Below are 21,820 nucleotides of genomic sequence, written 5' to 3'. Positions count from 1 at the left end.
GCTCATCCGTATCTTACTTTAAAACAATGAAATACCGATATTAACCGGATTATTTTAATCGAATACTATGATAAAAGGAAAATTATTACTGACAGCGGCTTTGACCCTCTTATTGGTTTCTTGCGGAGATGATGAATCTCAAGGTGCTAATGGGACGGAGGTGAAGTTTACTGCCGGATTTGTACCGATGCATACTTCGGGTACGAATACCCGTTTGACAACCAATGACAATTGGGCAGGACTTGCCGACCGCATTGTGGCGGTAGAGATAGACGGCATGGTAAAACCCTATATTGTGGACGAACAGGGAAACCTGACTTCTCAAGATCCTTTTTACTGGGGCAATAAAACAGAACTGACTGTAAATGCATGGTATCCTTATAATGGGGGCATCAAGCCGGAGATTCCTGTAGTGAAGGCAGACCAGCGAGGCAGCGGGTATTGGGAGAGCGATCATCTGGAAGTGGTGACCTCTAAAGTATCGATAGCCGCGGCCGGTGTTTTGTTCCGCCATCGTAATACCAAACTGGTATGCAATATTGAGAAGATAACAGGGCTTAGCGACAATGGCATTAGTGTGAGATACCTTAATCTGCAAGGTGTGGAGAAAGGCAATTCCATACAGACCACAGCCGACTGCAAGGCTTTGGTAATGCCACAGAAAGTCTTGGCAGGAACGGAGTTTATGGAAATTACATTGAAAGATTATCGCACGTATACTTATGTACTGGGTCAGGATTTGGAATTGGGAGAAGGGCATTCGATAGGAGTGGACGTAGAGGTTTCTGAAGAAGGGATTGATGTGACTTTTACTGACTTTGCTACTTGGAATGGAAGTGAGGAGGCTATAGATGTGCATATACCCGGTATTAATCCAGATACGGATAATGGTGGCTCCGGTTGGAATGGCGATGAGTCGGATACTGACGGAAGAACTCCCGTAGTCAATCCGGATGGGGGCAATGATGCTTCTTGGAGCGGTGGTGAAGACATTGTTGAAGGAAATAAGAAGACATGACAAAGGAATCATCGTATTATTCGGAAATAGCAGAAACAGAATGAATGAAATTATAAATAAAAAGAAATCATTATGAAAAACATTTTCAATTTATCAGTAATATTACTGCTTGCGGTTTTCGTAACGGCTTGTAATCAAAATGAAGAACTGGACAATACACCTATGGAAGCAGGCAATGAACTGAATGTTACTGTTACAGCCGGTGACTTTCAGGCGGCTGATGCAGGAACACGTGCTACAGAGACCGGTTATCAGACAACTTTTGTAGAAGGTGACAAAATCGGTGTCTATGTCATTGCTAAAGATGGTAAGACTTTGCTAAAGAATCTTGTGCTGACGAGAGATGCCGAAGGTGTATGGGGAGGAAATAAACTCTATTACTACAAGGATGCCGCATCTTATATTGCTTACTATCCTTATACCGAAAATCTCACGATGCAAAATATCAATTCGGAAGAGGACATTGTGTCTTATTTCACTTCAAAGCTAAGTAAGGAGCAAAATTCTAAGGAAGCTTATTCTGCTTGTGACGTATTGACGGCACCGGTGGATGCAGCTACTTTGTCCGATGGCGGTAAAGTGACATTTAATTTTGCTCATAAGTTGTCGATGATTGAGGTGAAAGTTCCTGTACGTGAATATGTAACAGGGGATGATAATACGGCCGCCGGCTATTATGAATACAATGTTCCTATATCGTTGGAGTTGACTATTGGCGAAGAAAAATATACTCCTTATGCCATTGATAAAGGTGTTTATCGTTGTATCGTAGCACCTACGGCAACGGATGCTGCACTGAGTGTTGAAGGTTTGTTTTATGATGGGGATGCTCCTGTTACTTTTAGTAAGGATGGAATTGAGTTAGCTTCCGGTAACTATAAAAGATTGAAAGTAAATTACACCTATGAAGGCTATAACAGAATACGTCCTATTGCATATGGTGATTATTATTATGCAGATGGAAATATCTATCCGGGGAACTTGGCTAATGCGCCTTCTGCCAATTGTATCGGTATGGTTTATGCTACTGTAGGAAGTGGGGATGAAGATGAAGACTTCAGAAATAAATATCATTATTATGTAATGGCATTGGATAAAGTTACTTGTGCTTGGGCTACGGATGAGGAAAATGTTTTGTTTCCTGCCGAGGGTGATAATACGCCCGATTTTACAGTATCGAATGCTGCCGGTGCATTGGCTGATATGCAAGGTTATGTGAGAACTCGGTATGTCGTTGCACAAAAAGGACAAGAGGCTAATTGGAATACTACTTATCCGGCTTTCTATAATGCTGTGAATTTCGGTGAGGCTGGAGCTACGGCTAAATATAAAGCGCCTGTAAACACTTCCGGTTGGTTCTTGCCAAGTGGTGGGCAGTTTGTTCAGATTTATAATAATTTGAATGGTGATGGAACAGATCTTACATCATCCAATATTGCTAATCGTAATGCACTGACTTCCGTAGTAAAGGCTATTAATGGGAAGTTTACATTAGTGGGGGGTAAGGAACTTGTTGGAACGAATAGTGTCATTTATTGGACTAGTGTTGAAAAGTCTGCTACCCATGCTTATCTTTTTGATATATCAATTAATCAATCTACTGAAAATGGATATGATGCGAAGTTTAAAATAGACGCTCCTAATGGAGTAAAAAAGTCATCGAACACAAGAGCTATCCGTCCTATTCTTGCTTTCTGATAATATTTTCAGCAGGTATTTTAAAGTTAATGAGACTTTTTTCCCTGATAAAAAGCGGCTGTCGTATATTATGGCAGCCGTTTTTCTTGGGCTTAGGTCAGTAATATATACATTATCAATATTACTGTTTCAATACTGTTTGATAGCTTTTTGGTCATCACTTGGCATGGATTACGCTCTATCCCTCTGTAGAAAGGGGATAGGGTGAGTGATGACAACAGTGACGACAGTGATGACAAGCTATTTGTCGTCACTGCTTTTTGCGGTATATCCTCCGTTATTATATGGTAACTACCTTATAATCAATACTGGAAGTGGTATATGACGAATCGTGTTAATATCGGTTAAAACATCGCATTTTCTTTATCATAGCCGCAAATATGGTATAGTGTACACGCTTTTCCTGTTATGCGATAGGTAAATTGGAGCGACTTTCTTCGGCAAATGATGAAAAAAGCTGCTTGTTTTAAGTTGTTATTCTTTGTTGTTTTTGTGATTTTGATGGATGTATAATGTAGTAAACCTACATCTATAACTTCGTTTTCCAATTGCGGGCTCTACGGTTGCCGGTTGCAGGCTCTGCGGTTGCCGGTTGGAAACCCGGCAGCCCCCAATTGCGGGACGAGGTTTTCCTTGGTGTTTCACTTGTTTTTTGTACGTTTATAATAGGATTATGTACTATGCTTTTGCGGATAAACAACGGAGAAATATTTTTTTTTGCGAGGTGCAGTATGCTCTTTCGGTAGTTTGTTCTCTGTTTATTTCTATAGCTATTTATACATACATATTTCCCCTATTTTTTCTTCTATTTATGTAAAACAAACTTATGAATAGCATTAGGTATTTTCATCTTCTTATTCGTATCTTTATATAAAAATCAAGAATATATGAACTATAAGACTATTATTTTCGCTTTATGTCTGGGAATGGCAGGCACATTGGCAGCGCAGTCCATATATCCCGGCCAGCATGTGGGAAAGATGAAAGTGGAAACGAGTGCTCCGGTGGTGATAAAGGGTTTTGATTTGAAAGACATCCGTTTGTTGCCAAGTCGATTTCGCGATAATATGCTGCGTGACTCTGCCTGGATGGCATCGATAGATGTGAACCGGCTTCTGCACAGTTTCCGTACGAATGCCGGTGTATGGGCAGGTCGTGAAGGCGGATATATGACCGTAAAGAAGTTGGGCGGTTGGGAATCAATGGATTGCGAACTGCGCGGACACACTACAGGGCATCTGTTGTCGGCATACGGACTGATGTATGCCGCTACGGGCAGTGAAATCTTCAAGCTGAAAGGCGATAGCATAGTGACGGAACTGGGCAAAGTGCAGGATGCGTTGGGAAATGGCTATCTGAGTGCATTTCCCGAAGAACTGATAAACCGTAATATTAAGGGACAATCTGTTTGGGCGCCATGGTACACATTGCATAAACTGTTTTCAGGTTTGATAGACCAATACCTGTATGCAGACAATATGCAGGCATTGGCTGTTGTGACGAAAATGGGCGATTGGGCCTACAATAAACTGAAACCGTTGAGCGAAGAGACACGCCGGAAGATGATACGTAACGAGTTTGGCGGCATCAACGAATCGTTCTATAATTTGTATGCCGTTACCGGGGACGAACGTTACAAGTGGTTGGCGGAGTACTTCTATCATAACGATGTGATAGACCCGCTGAAGGAACAGAATGATGATTTGGGTACCAAACATACCAATACATTTATCCCGAAAGTAATTGCGGAGGCGCGTAACTATGAACTGACGAAGAATGAGGAGAGCCGTAAGTTGAGCGATTTCTTCTGGCATACGATGATTAATCATCATACATTTGCTCCGGGATGCAGCAGTCAGAAAGAACACTTCTTCGACCCGAAGCGGTTCTCTGAATTTCTGAACGGCTATACGGGCGAGACTTGCTGTACCTATAATATGCTGAAACTGTCCCGTCACCTTTTCTGCTGGACGGGCGATGTGAAGATTGCCGATTATTACGAACGTGCGCTTTATAACCATATATTGGGACAACAAGACCCCGAAACGGGAATGGTATGCTATTTCCTGCCTCTGCTGAACGGTGCGCATAAGGTATACAGTACAAAAGAAAATTCTTTCTGGTGCTGTGTAGGCAGTGGTTTCGAGAGCCATGCCAAGTATGGAGAGGCTATCTATTATCATAACGACGGGGCTATTTACGTCAACCTTTTCATCCCTTCTGTTGTAAGCTGGAAGGAGAAAGGCATGACTTTGCGTCAGGAAACTGCTTTCCCCTCGGAAGAAACGACCGTGCTGACCGTTGGGGCGGAACAGCCGGTGCAGACTACGGTCTGTTTGCGTTATCCGTCGTGGAGCGGCAAAGCATCTGTCTTTGTCAATGGAAAGAAAGTGTCCGTGAAGCAGAAGCCCGGTTCTTACATCGCCCTGACACGCTTGTGGAAGTCGGGCGACCGTATCGAAGTCACGTACCCTATGCAGGTGTCTCTGGAAACGACACCGGACAATCCTCGAAAGGCCGCACTGCTCTATGGACCTGTAGTACTGGCAGGTGAGCGGGGGACGGAAGGCATGCAGGCTCCGGCGCCTTTTTCCAATCCGGCGCTTTACAATGATTACTACACGTATGATTATCATGTTCCGGCAGATTTGAAAACTGCTCTGGAGATTGATGTAAAACATCCCGGACGTGCCTTGCGGCGTGTGGGGAAGGAATTGAAATTCGCAACTACGCAGGGAGATGTACTCCGGCCGCTGTATGACATGCACCGGCAGCGGTATGTGGTGTATTGGGATTTGATGAAATAAGTACTCATTTGATGCCGGAATTATCATGAAGCGTTTTTATTCTATATGTATCTTCTTGCTCCTCATTGGTGAGACGTTTACAGGCATGGCTGCCGAATGGCAATGGTCGGTACGGATTCCTTCGATGATTTCGCAGGAAACCGAAGCGCATCCGCAGGCTTTTCTCTGGATACCTGCCGGTTGCAAACGGGTGAAAGCCGTAGCGGTAGGCCAGCATAATATGTGTGAAGAAACCTTGTTTGAAAATCCGGTATTTCGCAGACGGATGCAGGAAGCGGGCATCGCATTGGTGTGGATTACGCCCATACTCGATTTTCCGTGGAATGTGAATACGGGATGTAACGATGCGTTACTCACCGCATTGGACAGTCTGGCGGAGACGAGCGGCTATGATGAGCTGAAAGTTGTCCCGATTGTTCCTGTGGGGCATTCGGCAATGGCTACTTTCCCGTGGAACTTTGCCGCATGGAATCCGGAACGTGCCTTGGCGGTAATTTCCTATCACGGTGACGCTCCGCGCACCAATCTGGCAGGCTACGGCGGGGCCAACCTGGAGTGGGGGCGCACGCGCAACATCGACGGTATTCCCGGTTTGATGGTCGAAGGAGAGTACGAATGGTGGGAAGCGCGTGTCAATCCGGCTTTGGCTTTTCGTATGATGTATCCTGAGAGTTGCATTTCTTTTCTTTGCGATACCGGTCGGGGGCATTTCGATGTGGCAGACCGTACAGCCGATTATATCGGTCTCTTTCTGAAGAAAGCCGTAGAGTACAGGATTCCCGCTGATACGGATTGGAACAAACCGGTTGCCTTGAAGAAACTGAATCCCCGCGACGGCTGGCTTGCCGAACGTTGGCGTACGGGTACAAAAGAGCCGCAGGGAGAAGTACGTACGGCACGCCTCGCGAAGCAACCCCGCCGTGCAAAACCTGCTCCTTATTTGCAATATAAAGGCGACCGCCATGACGCTTTCTGGTACTTCGACCGTGAGATGGCGGAGCTGACCGAGGAGTGTTATCGTCAGGAGCGTGACTTGCTGCCGCAGTATGTCAGTTTTATGCAGGAAGGAGAGCTTGTTCCATATACTCCGCAATCTCATGTTACGCTTTCTGCCCGTTTCTTACCTGAAGCCGACGGAGTAACGTTTCATTTGAAAGCGGTGTATACCGATAGCCTGCGTGCTTCCTTGACAGATGGGCATTCGGCTGCCGTGCCGCGGATTGAACGTATTTGCGGTCCGGTGAAACAGGTTAATGATACGACTTTTGTTCTTGACTTCTACCGTATGGGTACGACCAATAAAAAGCGGACTCCGAGTATCACGCTGGTGGCAAGTGCCGGCGGAGACCGGCAATATAAGGAGTGTGTATAGGAACTCAGCTTTAATATTCCTTACCCTCTTACCGAGGGGCGGAGACAATGTATTCTTTTTCCCGGTATCGGGGATGTAAAAGCCGGAACGGAATCCGTTACGCTCGATGCGACATCCGATTGCGGGCTGCCCGTGTACTATTATGTAAAGGAAGGTCCTGCGGAAATCAGGGGGAATAAGGTGATATTTACCAAAATACCGCCTCGCAGCAGGTATCCGCTGAAAGTGACGGTGGTAGCCTGGCAGTACGGTATCGCCGGAAAAGTACAGACCGCAGAACCTGTAGAGCGTACGTTCTTTATCGTGGAATAATCTTTTTCGGATATGGATTAAGCGTCCTGAGCTTTTTATCCGTATTTCTGCATAATGAAAGAGAGGGTGCATAATAAATACCTTTAAAGTGAAATATAAAAATATGTTTGTGGCAATGAATATAAAGAAAACAGGATTTCTGTTAGGTGCGTTTGCATACGCCGCCGTTTTGTTTGCGGATAATACCCGGGAGTTGAAACTGAGCTCTCCGGATGGGGTGCAGCAAGTTGGATTCTATCAGAGGCAGACAGCTCCTGCCGTCAACGGCTTGTTCTATCGTGTCTCTTTCAAGGGACAGCCCGTTATAGAGGAATCGCGTGCCGGTCTGGAACTGGATAACCGCATCTGGGAAATGGCATTGGGGCAGCGCAAGCTTATACAGCCTGCCTGCTGGATGGATAATCTGGAAGTCGATTCAGTGACTTATGCACCGACAGTGGATAATACATGGAAACCTCTTTACGGTGAACGCAGCAAAGTACGCGACCGTTATAATGCGGCAACACTTCATCTTTCCAAGAAAGACGGCTCTTTCTATCGTCTTGACATAGAGGTGCGTGCTTACGATGAAGGTATTGCTTTCCGCTATTTCTTCCCCGAACACCCTCGTGCCACCTTCCATAAGGTAGTGGGGGATTTGACGGAATATACCTTGCCTGCCGGTACGAAAGCCTGGTCGGAACAGTGGGCGCAGGCTTTCTTTGAGCATTTGGATGTCAACGAACTGAAACGTCCCGTAGAGCGCGCCCTGACGCTGGAACTGCCCGGCGGTCTGTGGACTGCATTGCTGGATGCCGATGTGGACGACTGGTGTCTTACCAAGTATCAGGCTTCGGCGGAGAAAAAGAATACGCTGACTTCCGTAATGTACAGTCCGGTAGATGTGGTGACCTATTATGCCACCCCGTGGAAAGTGATAATGACTGCGGAGAAACCGGGAGAGTTGCTGGAACATAACGATATAATCCAAAATCTGAATCCGCCTTGCGAGATAGCCGATGCCGCTGAATGGGTGAGACCGGGTACTATCATGCGTGAGACAACCATCAGCACCGAAGGGGCTATTGCCACAATCGACTTCTGTGCCGAACATAACATTCCGTATATGCTTTTCGACTGGTTGTGGTATCTGCCTTGTACTTCGCACGACGGAGACGCTACCAAAGTAGTAGACAAATTGGACATGCCGCGTGTGGTAGCTTACGGAAAGGAAAAGGGAGTTGGCATTTGGGTGTACGTCAACCAGCATGCCTTGATGAAGCAGGCGCGTGAACTCTTCCCGATACTTCGGGAATGGGGCATTGTGGGTGTGAAGTCCGGCTTTGTGCAGTATGCCAGCCATCGTTGGGCTACGTGGTTGCACGACCTGGTTCGCCTGGCTGCCGAGAATCATCTGATGATGAATATCCACGATGAGTACCGACCTTCGGGTTTCAGCCGTACTTATCCCAATCTGCTTACTCAGGAAGGGATTTGCGGGAATGAGGAGTTTCCGGATGCTACGCACAATGTGACGTTGCCTTTTACACGTATGATAAACGGTGCGGCGGATTATACGATTTGTTATTTCGACAAGCGCCTGAAAACAACGCATGCGCATCAGTTAGCGGCATCATTGGTATTTTACAGTCCGCTGCAAACAATCTTTTGGTATGATAAGCCCTCTTTCTATCATGGCGAACCGGAAGTGGAGTGGTTTGAGAATCTGCAAACGGTCTTTGATGATACGGAAGTATTGGACGGAACGCCGGGCAAGAACATTACAATGGCACGGCGGAAAGGACAGGAGTGGTTCTTGGCGGCTATGACGAATAACGACGGCTCGAAAGAGAATGTACAGCTCTCTTTTCTTGATAAGGACAAAACCTATCTTGCATATATCTATACCGATGGTGGAAAGGAAGTAAAGACCCGTACGCAGGTGAAGTGCTCATATCTGCTGGTGGATGCTTCCAGGACAATGAAGTTCGATTTAAAACCAAGTGGTGGAGCTGCCGTTCGTTTTGTGCCTGTAAGTAAGGATGAAGCGAAGAAGTACAGGAAGTATAGGGGAGAAGTATTATAAAAATACGGTTGCCGTTGAGTAATCGGCACGGTCGGTTCGTATTAGCAGATGAATGTTTTTAATGAATCAAGGTACGATAATACAAGGTAATTGAAGTTTTGTTTTCGGGATATTTATTAGTTATAAGATGAAAAGATTAGCACTGGTTATTGGTATGTTGTGTACCGTTTGTTTGCAGACGGAAGCGCAATATGTGTCCGAAGTGTGGGTGGCGGATCAGGGCAACGGAACTTACAGGAATCCGGTGTTGCACGCCGATTATTCCGACCCTGACGTTTGTGCGGTCGGTGACGATTTCTATATGACAGCTTCCAGTTTCGGCTGTGCGCCGGGGCTGCCTGTTCTCCATTCCAAAGATTTGGTGAATTGGCGTATCGTCAATTATGCCTTGAAGGAACTGGAGCCGAAGGAATTTTATAATTCCGCCCGCCACGGTAAAGGGGTATGGGCTCCGTCCATACGCTACCATAAAGGGGAGTTTTACATCTATTGGGGCGACCCGGATTTCGGTATCTTCATGGTAAAGACAAAAGACCCCGCCGGTGAATGGGAGAAACCCGTACTTGTGAAAGCCGGTAAAGGAATGATAGACCCTGCACCGCTGTGGGATGAGGACGGACATGTGTATCTGGTACATGCCTGGGCCGGCAGCCGCTCAAAGATGAACAGTATTGTGGTGGTATGCGAAATGAATGCGGAAGGCACGCGGGTTATCAGCAATCCGGTACTTGTGTATGACGGAAACGATGGAGTGAACCATACGGTAGAAGGACCGAAGTTCTATAAACGCAACGGCTATTATTATATTTTCGCCCCTGCGGGTGGTGTGGCTACGGGCTGGCAGTTGGTGTTGCGCTCTCGCAGCGTGTACGGCCCGTACGACCCGAAAATTGTAATGGCGCAGGGTAAGACGGATATTAACGGGCCTCATCAGGGGGCATGGATCGATACGAATACGGGTGAATCGTGGTTTGTACATTTTCAGGATAAGGCGATGTACGGACGTGTGATTCATCTGAATCCGATGACCTGGGTGAATGACTGGCCGGTAATCGGTGTGGATAAAGACGGTGACGGTTGCGGTGAACCGGTCACTATCTATCGCAAACCGGATGTGGGCGGGACTTATTCCATAGAGACTCCTGTGGAAAGTGATGAATTCAATGCTCGCCAGTTGGGGTTGCAATGGGAATGGCATGCCAATTATCAGGATACGTTCGGCTTTACTTCGGATTTGGGTTTTGTTCGTATCTACGGACATGTGCTTTCGGAGAATTTCGTGAACTTCTGGGAAGTGCCTAATCTGTTGTTGCAGAAGTTTCCGGCAGAAAAATTCACGGCCACCGCCAAACTGAAAGTATCTGCCAAAATGGACGGACAGCAATCGGGACTGATTGTAATGGGTTGGGATTACAGTTATATAGGTGTGGAAAAGGTCGGCGAACGGTTTGTACTGAAACAAGCCGTTTGTAAAGATGCCGAGCAGAATACGCCGGAGACGGCTGTCCGTCTGGCGGAAATTCCGGCAAGCCGGATTTATGAAGCCGGTCTGTATCCCAATTGTGAAAGGGAAATCTATCTGCGGGTAAAAGTGGAGAAAGGCGGTATCTGCCGTTTTTCTTACAGTTTGGACGGCAAGAAGTATATGTCTGCCGGAACTCCTTTTACAGCCCGTCAGGGAAAATGGATAGGAGCTAAGGTAGGATTGTTCAGTACGGCTCCTTACGGTAAAGAACGCGGTTGGGTGGACGCCGACTGGTTCCATGTTGAGAAATAATAGAATAAAATCGGATATGAAGACAAAAGCTCTGTTGGCAGCTTTGGGCATATGCCTGTTAGCTGCCTGTACTACTACGGAAAATAAGTTTCGCGTTGACGAGGCGTTGGATTATTGTAATCGCCAGGTAGAGCGTACCTTAAATCGATTGCATGATGCAAATGGTGCGGTGGACTATACCATGATGCCCCGCAATATACTGAATGGTCAAAGCGATTGGAACTGCCGTAAGGCAACAAAAGAGGAATGGTGTGCCGGCTTTTGGCCCGGTGTGCTGTGGTATGATTACGAATATAGCGGTGACAAGCGGATAAAAGAGGAAGCGGAGAAGTTCACCGCCTCTTTGGAGTTTCTTTCCAAAACACCCGCATTCGACCATGATTTAGGCTTCCTTATCTTTTGCAGTTACGGCAACGGTTATCGTCTGACACAAAATCCGGCTTACAAACAGGTGATTCTGGATACGGCGGATACATTGGCTACATTGTTCAAACCGCAGGTGGGTACAATGCTGTCTTGGCCCCGCAATGTAGAATTGTTTGGCGGGCACAACACAATCATGGATAATATGATAAATCTGGAAATGCTGTTTTGGGCGGCAAAGAACGGGGGGAACCCTTATCTGGCGGACATTGCCATTTCGCATGCCGATAAGACGATGAAGTATCATTTCCGGCCTGATTATACCTCTTATCATGTAGCTGTTTACGATACGCTGACCGGTGATTTCGTCAAAGGGGTTACACATCAGGGATATGCCGACAGTAGCATGTGGGCACGCGGTCAGGCATGGGCTATCTATGGATATACGGTAGTTTATCGTGAAACCAAAGATTGCCGTTACTTGGATTTTGTGCAGAAAGTAACGGATGTATATTTGGAAAAACTTCCGAAAGACTATGTTCCCTATTGGGATTTCAACGATCCCGCAATACCCGATGCTCCCCGTGATGCTTCGGCTGCCTGCGTAGTGGCTTCCGCATTGCTGGAACTTTCCACTTATTTGCCCGGTGACAAAGGGGAGCGGTATAAGGATGCGGCGATGAAAATGCTGAAGAGTCTGAGTACGGAAAATTATCAATGCGGTGAGGCAAGCCCGGCATTTCTGCTTCACTCTACAGGACATTGGCCGGCGAAGTCGGAAGTAGATGCTTCCATTATCTATGCGGATTATTATTATATAGAAGCGTTGTTACGGTTGAAGAGATTGCAGGAGGGGAAACCGGTTATAGGCTGATGTACAAACTTGCTGTCCGGTATGATGCAAATGGAGAAATACACTTGATGATTTCTTTTAGGCACGGAAGACACGGATTTCACGGATTTTCTTTATTCTTTTTCCGTGAAATCCGTGTCTTCCGTGTAATTCTGTGTCTAATAAAGAAACAAATAATAAGCGAATTTTAGTTTTGACACACATTTTTTTCTATGTTTAAGATGGGTGTATGATGCTCTATACCGGTAAATTGAAAATTATAGAGCATGTACTTATAAAGATAAGTATACTTTTTTTGACTTAAAACCCGGTTGGGTTTTGATTTGTAGTTTTTATCTTTGCAGCATACAAACCTGAATAAATAATAGATATCATGAAAAAACGAATTGTTACCGGATTATTTACTGCCCTGGCTGTGATGGCAAACGCGCAGTCTTTTACCGAATGGCAGAATCCGGAAGTGAATGCAGTGAACCGTGCCCCGATGCACACCAATTATTTTGCATACGAATCGGAAGGCGTGGCACAGACGGGAGTTAAAGAGCACTCTTCCCGTTTTATGACCTTAAACGGTACTTGGAAATTCTTTTGGGTGAAGGATGCAGACGCCCGCCCTGTTGATTTCTGGAAGCCGGGATTCAATGATAAAGGCTGGTGCGATATGCCTGTTCCCGGTGTCTGGGAGCTGAATGGCTTTGGAGACCCTATTTACGTGAACGTAGGTTATGCCTGGCGCAATCAGTTCAAGAATAATCCGCCGCAAGTGCCTGTTGTGGACAATCATGTCGGTTCATACCGCCGGGAGATTGTAGTGCCTGCTACCTGGAAAGGTAAGGACATTATAGCTCATTTCGGTTCGGTGACTTCCAATATGTACCTGTGGGTGAACGGCAAGTATGTAGGTTACAGCGAGGATAGCAAACTGGAGGCAGAATTTGACCTTACCTCTTACCTGAAACCGGGACAGAAGAACCTGATAGCTTTTCAGGTGTTCCGCTGGTGCGACGGCACATATCTTGAAGATCAGGATTTCTTCCGTTATAGCGGAGTGGGACGCGACTGCTATCTGTATGCCCGTGATAAGAAACGTATCGAGGATGTCCGTGTCACTCCGGATTTGGATGCTGACTACAAAAACGGCTCTTTGCGTGTGGAAGTCAGTCTGAAAGGTAACGGTAATACCGCCTTGGAGCTATTGGATGCCGAAGGCAAGCAGGTGGCAACGGCAACTGTACGCGGTAACGGGGTTGCTGTAATGAACCTTGACAATCCGCACAAATGGACAGCGGAAACTCCGTATCTTTATACATTACGTGCTGCTTTGCAAGGCAGTGGCGAGGTTATTCCCATAAAAGTGGGTTTCCGTAAGGTTGAACTGAAGAATGCGCAGGTATTGGTAAACGGCCAGCCTGTCCTGTTCAAGGGAGCCAACCGTCACGAAATGGATCCTGATTACGGTTATGTCGTTTCCCGTGAGCGTATGATTCAGGATATTCAGATTATGAAGCAGTTCAATCTGAATGCGGTGCGTACCTGCCACTATCCCGATAATAATCTGTGGTATGACTTGTGCGACCAATATGGTATTTATGTGGTAGCGGAAGCCAATATCGAGTCTCACGGAATGGGATATGGAGAATCCACTCTTGCCAAACGCGCCGATTACAAGAAAGCTCATATGGAGCGTAATCAGCGTAATATACAGCGCAGTTTCAATCATCCGAGCATCATTTTCTGGTCATTGGGCAATGAAGCCGGTTATGGGCCTAACTTTGAAGCGGCTTATGACTAGGTGAAGGCGGAAGACCCGAGCCGTGCCGTGCAATACGAACAGGCCGGAAAGACAGGAAAGACCGATATATTCTGTCCGATGTATTATGGATATAACGATTGTCTGAAATATTGTGAGGATGATTCTATGAACAGACCTCTCATTCAGTGTGAGTATGCGCATGCCATGGGTAATTCGGAAGGCGGTTTCAAAGAATATTGGGATATGATTCGCAAATATCCCAAATATCAGGGTGGTTTCATTTGGGATTTTGTAGACCAGTCCGTACGTTGGACCGGTAAGAACGGTAAGATGATTTATGCCTATGGCGGTGACTTCAACCGCTTTGATGCCAGCGATGTCAATTTCTGTAACAACGGTCTTGTCAGTCCCGACCGCGTACCCAATCCTCATATGTACGAGGTAGGACGTATCTATCAGAATATCTGGACAACTCCGGCCGATTTGCAGCGTGGAGAAATTAATGTATTCAACGAAAACTTCTTCCGTGACCTTTCGGGCTGTTATCTAGAGTGGGAAATGCTGAAAGACGGCAAGGTGATGCGCAGCGGTCGTGTGGATGACTTGAATGTAGCTCCGCAGCAGACTGCTAAAGTCAAACTGGATTTGGGAACTGTCTGCCAGTGTGCCGAGTGGTTGCTTAACGTGTCTTATAAATTGAAGGAACGTGAAGGTCTGCTTCCGGCAGGGCATATTGTCGCTAAAGACCAATTGACGCTGAATGCCTATCAGGCTCCTGCAATGGATTTGAAGAACACGGAATTGAGCAACGTGGAAGTGGCTGCTCCCGTGATACAGGAGAATGACTGCAACTATCTTATTGTCTCCGGTGAGGCTTTCCGCATGGAGTTCAACAAGCATACCGGTTACCTGACCAAATACGAAGTGAACGGTCTGGATATGATTAAGGAAGGTGAGGCGCTTACGCCCAACTTCTGGCGTGCTCCTACCGACAATGATTTCGGCGCTAACCTGCAACGTAAATATGCTGTCTGGAAGAATCCGGAGATAAAACTGACTTCTTTCAGTCAGCACACCGAGAACGGACAAGTGATTGTGGAAGCGGCTTATAAACTGCCGGAAGCATCGGCGGAGTTAAGTCTGACATATGTTATCAACAACAGTGGCGCTGTTAAAATCACTCAAAAGATGGTTGCCGATAAGAATGCCAAAGTAGCCAACCTCTTCCGTTTCGGCATGCAGATGCCTATGCCCCGCAGCTTTGAAACTGTAGAATACTACGGCCGCGGTCCGGTGGAGAACTATGCAGACCGTAACCATTGTACCGACCTCGGTATCTATCGCCAGAGCGTATCGGAGCAGTTCTATCCGTATATCCGTCCGCAGGAAAATGGCACAAAGACGGATATCCGCTGGTGGAAGATGCTGGATGCAGCCGGTAACGGTATAGAGGCAGTTGCTGCCGCTCCGTTCTCCGCATCGGCTTTACACTATACGATTGAATCTTTGGATGAAGGCTGGAGCAAGCGCCAGGGACACTCTCAGGAGGTGGAAGAGGCGGATTTGACAAACTTCTGCATTGATAAGGTTCAAGCCGGTTTGGGATGCGAGGATAGTTGGGGACGCATAGCCCGTCCTGAGTATCAGGTGCCTTATACTGATTATGAATTTACGTTTATCCTGACTCCGGTACGTCATAACATCGGAATACAATGAGGAAACCGGCAGGAAGTAAACGTTTTCCGTAGAGGTACGTTGCATTCAGCCGGACTCTTCTGATATGCAAGGCATCGGACTGCCATCCCAAAGTCGGTTATGAGGCTTTCGGGGGAGTCCGGTGCTTTGTTCCGTTTATACCTTAGGACCGATTTATTTTGCTCCGTCCAGATACCCTTTTTTGAACATATTGACAAAGAGAAAGAACAGGGAAAGTAGTAACGGGCCGAATATGACCCCCATAAATCCAAAAAGGGAGAGGCCGATAACAACTCCGAAGACAGTGATGAGCGGATGAATATCGGCCATTTTCTTTTGAATGACGAAACGTATCAGATTATCGAGTTGCGAGATGACAAGGGAACCGAATATGACCAGTCCGATTGCTTGGAACCAGTTGCCGATAAGTGCCATGTATATGGCTATGGGAATCCATACCAATGCCGTACCTGCCATAGGTATGATACTGGCAAAACCTGTAAGAAAGCCTGAAAACAGAATATTGGGAGCATCGAATATCCAATAGCCGAGCATGGCTACTCCGCCTTGTATTACGGCAAGCAAAGGTATGCCGATGGCATTGGAACGGACAATCATATTGATTTCGTGTACTATCTCCTGTGTGTTGGTTTCATTGAAAGGAAGAAGTTCGTTGACATATTGCTCCATTTTCTTTCCGCCTATCAGCATGAAGTAGAGGACAAATACCAGTACAAACATGTTGACGATGAAGCTGCTGATGCCTCCCATTAATGTCTGTCCGATGCGTGGAAGGGATGAAATGAAGAATGAAAGGCTGTTTCCGCTTAGTACATTGTATCCGGTTCTGGCCTTGATAATGGAGGCGGCTTCTTCAAAAGGTGCAATGACTGCCTGCGGATCAAGGTTGATGTTCTGCAGGTTTACTACCGCCAGCCATACTACCAATGCTAAAGGAACGAGAAAGCATAAAATGGCTTCTGCCGTAATGACGGTGGCAGCTATGCTCCGTTTTATCTTTCGCTTTTCGGACAGATAAATCATCTGGCGCCTGACCAGTATATAGATGGTCAATGCACCCAACAGACCGCCTAAGAAGGGAGTGATTTGCCTGGCGAGGATAATCCCCAACCCGATAATGATGGTAATCAATGAATATTTCCAGTATTGCTCTTTTGTACTCATAGAATATGTTGTTTCTTTGAAAAAGAAACATTATAAGAGCCGGAAATGTTTTTGAGGAATGTGCGGAGATTGAATTTTATCCTTCATCCAGCCAGCCTTTTCCCTGGCGTACGATTTCTGCCTCGCCACCGGTGCAGTCCACTACTGTGGAACCCTCTATGCCACCTATTCCACCGTCGATAACCAGGTCGACGATATTGCCGAATTTCTCATCAATCAGTTCGGGGTCGGTGCAGTATTCGATGTCTTCGTTTTCGTCATGGGGGAGTGTGGCGGTCATGATAGGGGCATCCAGCAGGCGTGCCAGTTCCTGTATTATCGGATGGTCGGGCATACGGATTCCTACTTCTTTCCGGTTGCGGAATATCTTCGGCAGACGGACTGTGCCGTTTAAGATAAAGGTGAAAGCGCCCGGAAGGTTGCGCTTCATTAATTTAAACGTGTTGTTGTCGAACTTGGCATATTCGCTGATGCTGCTCAGGTCGTAGCAGATGATGGAAAGGTTGTTCTTCTTGGGGTCGGTGTTTTTGAGCTGGCAGATACGTTCTATCGCACGTTCCTTCAGTCCGTGGCAGCCGATGGCATACATGGTGTCGGTGGGGTAGATGATGATGCCCCCGTCGTTCAGGATGTCGATTACTTGTTGCAAATCTGCCGGATTGTTGTTCTTTTCATAAAGTTTCAGAAGCATGATATTGTCGGACTTGGTTTAAAAGTATATCACAAAAGTAATAATAAGTTTCTTGAAATCAAATGTATAGGGATGGATTTTATTTTGAGGAGCGCTTTTTGCGGAGTTCTTCCGCCAATCGCCATTGCAAGGCTGCTTCAACCTCTTTTCCGGCTTGCATCAAAGCGTCCCCGAAGAGTTCGTGAGCCCCGGCATGTTCGGGCTTTAGGGTAGTGGCTTTGTCCAGGTCGGCTATGGCCCCTTCAATGTTTCCGAGTTTAAGCCGCAACTTTCCACGGTTGTACACGGTTTTGAATTCGGCGGGGCGCAAGCGTACGGCACGGTTCAGGCATTCTTCGGCTTCCTGATATTGGTTTTCGTTGAAGAGGGTGACGCCTTTTCGCACCCAGGCATCCGTGTATTCGGGATAAAGTTCAAGGGCTTTGTCATAATTGGCAAGGGCGGCACGGGCGTCGCGGGCTTGGGTGATGCACTCGTTCCCCATGGCATAATATTCGCGGGCGTAGTCTTGCAGGCGTTTCCGCTGTTTTTCCATGTCTTGTTTCAGGCAGGCGTTCTCTGCTTTCAGCCGGTTGATGATATTCAGCTTCTTGCGGATAAGACGTTGCACTACGGGTTTCTCGATGTCATAACGGGAATGGATGGCCTTGAAGAACTCATTGAGGAAGGTCTCGAAGTCTCCCTGGTCGAAGGCTTTGGCTGCCGCTACATATTGCACATCTGCCTGTGCCTGCTTCAAGGCACGGTCAATGGCCTGGCGGTTGTTGAAGCGTTGGGCGAATCCTACGATTTCGGGACGTACGAATACATCGGCGCGGCTGACGGGCTTTTTCAGCTGTATCCCTTCCAGCGATGTGCACCGGCTGAGTGCCACGTATGCTTGTCCACCGGCAAATACGCCACCGGTGAAGTCGATGACTACCCGGCTGAAAGTCAGTCCCTGGCTTTTATGGACAGTGATGGCCCATGCCAGTCGTACAGGATATTGGGTGAAAGTTCCTAATTCCTCTTCCTCAATCTGTTTTTTTTCTTCGTTGTATTTGTAGCGGATATTCCGCCAGGACTCCCGTTTCACATCACATTCCTTGCCGTCGTCGGTAATGATGTAGAGTGTTTCTTCAATAGGGTCGAAGCCGCTGACAATGCCGATTGTACCGTTTACCCACCGGCGGTCGAAATCGTTTTTAATGAAAATGATTTGAGCGCCCGGTTTGAGTATCAGCTCCTGAGAGGTGGGAAGGCTGCTTTCGGGAAAGTCGCCCATGATTTCACCATGAAACGTAACGGGTTCTCCCGGAAGCTCGGCAAGTTTTTTGTCATTGATATAATCCACATTATCGCGGCGGGTGGCGAGGGTGATGTACATATCGGCTTCGGACTGTTCTATCTGTGTACCGTAGCGGGTATTGAGGAGTTGCAGGTCGGCAGCGCCCACTGTATTGCTCCGTATATGGTCCAGTACGTTGACAAATACCTTGTCGGTCTGACGGTAGACGGTTTGCAGTTCAATGGACACGAGGTCTATCTGTCCGAATACTCTTGCAGAGAAGAAATAAGGGGTAGGATAGAAACGGTTCAGTATTTCCCGTTCGTCCCCTTTCACTACGGGCTCCAACTGGAATACATCGCCCACCAGCAGGATCTGTTTTCCGCCGAAAGGCTCCCTGAGGTTGCGTGAGTAAACCCGCAAAATACGGTCGACGGCATCGATGATATCTGCCCGTACCATGGAAATCTCGTCGATGATAACCAGCTCCAGTTCTTCAAGGAGCTTGCGGTGAGGTTTGGTGTATTTAAAGAATTCGTGGATGCGTCCCCGTTGCAAGCTGAAATTGGGGTCATCGGGCAGCAGAGGATAAAACGGCAGTTTGAAGAAACTGTGCAGCGTGCTTCCCCCCGCATTGATGGCGGCAATTCCCGTAGGAGCCAGCACAACGTGTTTCTTCTTGGTATGTTCGCAGATATACCGGAGAAAGGTAGACTTTCCCGTACCCGCCTTCCCCGTCAGGAAAACAGACTGGCGGGTGTACTGTATGAGGTTCAAGGCATCTTGAAACTCCTTGTTCTGAGTGTCGGGTACGAAGGACATATGCATAGCTGGCTTTCAACCCTCAACTTTCGATTATTCCGTATTGTTTTAGTGCATTGGCTATGCCGTTGTCGTCAACGCTCGTAGTGACGTAACCGGCTGCGGCTTTAACATCGTCTTTGGCATTGCCCATAGCCACTCCGATGCCTGCATGACGCAACATGCTGATATCGTTTCCACCGTCGCCGAAAGCCATCGTTTCTTCCAGACGGATGCCGAAATGCCGGATTATCTCGTCGATGCCGCGTTGTTTGGTATTTCCTTTGGCGGTGACATCTACAAATGCCGGATGCCAGCGTCCCATTTCGCAGTTGGGAATGGAAGGCAGCAGGAGTTGTTCTTCTTCAATATCGATAAAGGGTGTCAGTTGGTAGTACTCCTTGTCCGAATGGTTGTCTGTATAGGGTTTGGGTGGGATGGGGTCTGTTTTGAGTTGTCTGTTGAATATCTCTGTTACGAGTTCGCCCGGCTGATTGACGCAAATATCGTGTTCGCCCACCAGTATGCAGGGGAGATTGCGCTCGTGACAGAAGCTTGTCAGTGCATCGACTTCGGCTGCCGGTATGGGACTTTTGTAGATAACGGTATCGTCCACAAAGCAATAGGCACCGTTCATGGTGATGTAGCCGTCTATCAGTTTCCGTTCCTGCAGGGCGGCGAGGTTATTGATGATGACACGCGGACGTCCGGTAGAAATGAATATCTGTATGCCTTTGGCTTTGGCGGCTTCCAGCGCTTCGATGGTGGAAACGGGAATCTGGTGGGTCTTGAAACTCACCAGCGTACCGTCGATGTCAAAAAACAGGGCTTTAATCATATATGTCTCTTTTAAATTGGTTGGCAAATTTACTCAAAAGCAAAGATATTTCGTACTTTTGCGAATAATTTTATAGACTGTCGTTAAACTCGGAAACTCAATTAAAATAGCTTGAACCTTATGAAGTATAATTTTGATGAAGTGATTGAACGCCGCGGTACGGACTCCGTAAAATGGGACGGCGTGGAGAATGTGTGGGGACGTAAAGATTTGCTTCCCATGTGGGTGGCCGATATGGATTTCCGTACGCCGCCTTTTGTGATGGATGCGTTGCGCCGTCGTCTCGACCACGAGGTTTTGGGATATACTTTTGCCTGTGAGGAGTGGTATACCTCTATTTGCAGTTGGTTGCACAAGCGCCACCAGTGGGATGTTACGCGTGATATGCTGACGTTTGTTCCCGGAATTGTACGCGGGCAGGCATTTGCGCTGCAATGCTTTACCAAACCGGGCGACAAGGTCATGGTAATGACGCCGGTGTACCATCCTTTTTTCCTGGTAACCGAACGTTTGGGACGCGAAGTGGTCTATTCTCCGCTCGATTTGTACGACGGGCATTATCATATTGATTTTGAGCGTTTCTCTAAGGATATCCGGGGATGCAGGTTGCTTATCCTTTGTAATCCCCATAATCCGGGCGGACGTGTATGGACGGTCGAAGAGCTGCGTCGGATAGCGGATATTTGTAAAGAGAGCGGGACTATGGTCGTTTCCGACGAGATACACGCAGATCTTACCTTACCTCCTTATAAGCATCATCCTTTCGCCACGGTGTCCGAGGCTGCCGCACAGAATTCTCTTACTTTTATGGCTCCCAGCAAGGCTTTCAATATGCCGGGATTGGGCAGTTCGTATGCCATAGCGGTGAATGAGGATATTCGTCGGCGTTTCCGGGAGTTTATGGAGGCGGGCGAGTTCTGCGAAGGGCATTTATTTGCTTACATCGGCGCTGCGGCTGCCTATACGCACGGTGAAGAGTGGCTGGAACAGGTACTCGGATATGTACAGGCCAATATCGACTTTACGGAGAATTATCTGAAAGAGCATGTTCCGGGCATCGGTATGATACGCCCGCAGGCCTCTTATCTCGTTTTTCTGGATTGTAGGGCATTGGGCCTGCCGCAAGAGAAGTTGGCAAGACTGTTTGCAGAAAAAGCTCATCTGGCCCTGAATGACGGGACGATGTTCGGCAAACCGGGAGAAGGCTTTATGCGGTTGAATGTAGGCTGTCCTCGTTCGGTACTGCAAAAAGCGCTGGAACAACTGTCCGCAGCGGTTAAGGAAGAGGTGGCAAAGGGATAGGGCTGGCAGAAATACATGGTTGA

At 47.2% G+C, this 21,820-nt stretch carries 11 protein-coding genes and 2 pseudogenes; 9 read left to right on the top strand and 4 right to left on the bottom strand.

The genetic code is table 11. The features are described from left to right. The first annotated feature begins 67 nt into the window (after positions 1-67). The 8 genes and pseudogenes from H8S52_RS03830 (at position 68) to H8S52_RS03795 (ending at position 15,734) form a co-directional block, all read left to right on the top strand. Positions 68-1,018: a fimbrillin family protein gene (locus tag H8S52_RS03830; RefSeq protein WP_186909317.1), complete on the top strand. Its 951-nt coding sequence runs from the start codon at positions 68-70 to the stop codon at positions 1,016-1,018. Positions 1,019-1,090: 72 nt separating this feature from the next. Next, on the top strand, positions 1,091-2,716 hold the full coding sequence (locus H8S52_RS03825) for a fimbrillin family protein (protein WP_186909316.1): 1,626 nt from the start codon (positions 1,091-1,093) through the stop codon (positions 2,714-2,716). An 887-nt stretch (positions 2,717-3,603) separates the two neighbouring features. Beyond that, a complete protein-coding gene (locus tag H8S52_RS03820) occupies positions 3,604-5,523 on the top strand; it encodes a glycoside hydrolase family 127 protein (RefSeq protein WP_186909315.1) in 1,920 nt (639 codons plus the stop codon). Between the two features lie 25 nt (positions 5,524-5,548). Next, positions 5,549-7,207, top strand: a pseudogene (locus H8S52_RS03815) (hypothetical protein). Positions 7,208-7,322: 115 nt separating this feature from the next. Beyond that, positions 7,323-9,272, top strand: coding sequence for a glycoside hydrolase family 97 protein (locus tag H8S52_RS03810; protein ID WP_186909314.1), 1,950 nt, complete (start codon positions 7,323-7,325; stop codon positions 9,270-9,272). A gap of 127 nt (positions 9,273-9,399) precedes the next feature. Then, a complete protein-coding gene (locus tag H8S52_RS03805) occupies positions 9,400-11,049 on the top strand; it encodes a glycoside hydrolase 43 family protein (RefSeq protein ID WP_186909313.1) in 1,650 nt (549 codons plus the stop codon). 16 nt (positions 11,050-11,065) lie between these two features. Continuing rightward, positions 11,066-12,286: a glycoside hydrolase family 88 protein gene (locus H8S52_RS03800; RefSeq protein ID WP_118086506.1), complete on the top strand. Its 1,221-nt coding sequence runs from the start codon at positions 11,066-11,068 to the stop codon at positions 12,284-12,286. A gap of 352 nt (positions 12,287-12,638) precedes the next feature. Next, a pseudogene (locus H8S52_RS03795) lies at positions 12,639-15,734 on the top strand (glycoside hydrolase family 2 TIM barrel-domain containing protein). Positions 15,735-15,887: 153 nt separating this feature from the next. Here H8S52_RS03795 and H8S52_RS03790 read toward each other — a convergent pair. The 4 genes from H8S52_RS03790 to H8S52_RS03775 all read right to left on the bottom strand — a co-directional run bounded on the left by H8S52_RS03790 (position 15,888) and on the right by H8S52_RS03775 (position 20,495). Beyond that, on the bottom strand, positions 15,888-16,898 hold the full coding sequence (locus tag H8S52_RS03790; RefSeq protein WP_117740287.1) for an AI-2E family transporter: 1,011 nt from the start codon (positions 16,896-16,898) through the stop codon (positions 15,888-15,890). Positions 16,899-16,974: 76 nt separating this feature from the next. Then, a complete protein-coding gene (locus H8S52_RS03785; RefSeq protein WP_117741989.1) occupies positions 16,975-17,589 on the bottom strand; it encodes an L-threonylcarbamoyladenylate synthase in 615 nt (204 codons plus the stop codon). A gap of 79 nt (positions 17,590-17,668) precedes the next feature. Further along, the gene (locus H8S52_RS03780; RefSeq protein WP_186909312.1) at positions 17,669-19,678 is read right to left on the bottom strand and encodes a tetratricopeptide repeat protein; all 2,010 of its coding nucleotides are present in this window, start codon (positions 19,676-19,678) and stop codon (positions 17,669-17,671) included. Between the two features lie 22 nt (positions 19,679-19,700). Then, positions 19,701-20,495: a Cof-type HAD-IIB family hydrolase gene (locus H8S52_RS03775; RefSeq protein WP_060385939.1), complete on the bottom strand. Its 795-nt coding sequence runs from the start codon at positions 20,493-20,495 to the stop codon at positions 19,701-19,703. Between the two features lie 120 nt (positions 20,496-20,615). On the opposite strand from H8S52_RS03775, the gene H8S52_RS03770 reads away from it, so the two are divergent. Beyond that, positions 20,616-21,797, top strand: coding sequence for a MalY/PatB family protein (locus H8S52_RS03770; RefSeq protein WP_016661548.1), 1,182 nt, complete (start codon positions 20,616-20,618; stop codon positions 21,795-21,797). The last annotated feature ends 23 nt before the right edge of the window (positions 21,798-21,820 follow it).

The organism is Bacteroides sp. NSJ-48 (assembly GCF_014287405.1).
Classification (GTDB): Bacteria; Bacteroidota; Bacteroidia; order Bacteroidales; family Bacteroidaceae; genus Bacteroides; species Bacteroides stercoris.
Note: the sequence above shows the minus strand (reverse complement) of the source record. Positions and strands in the feature narration are given on the sequence as shown.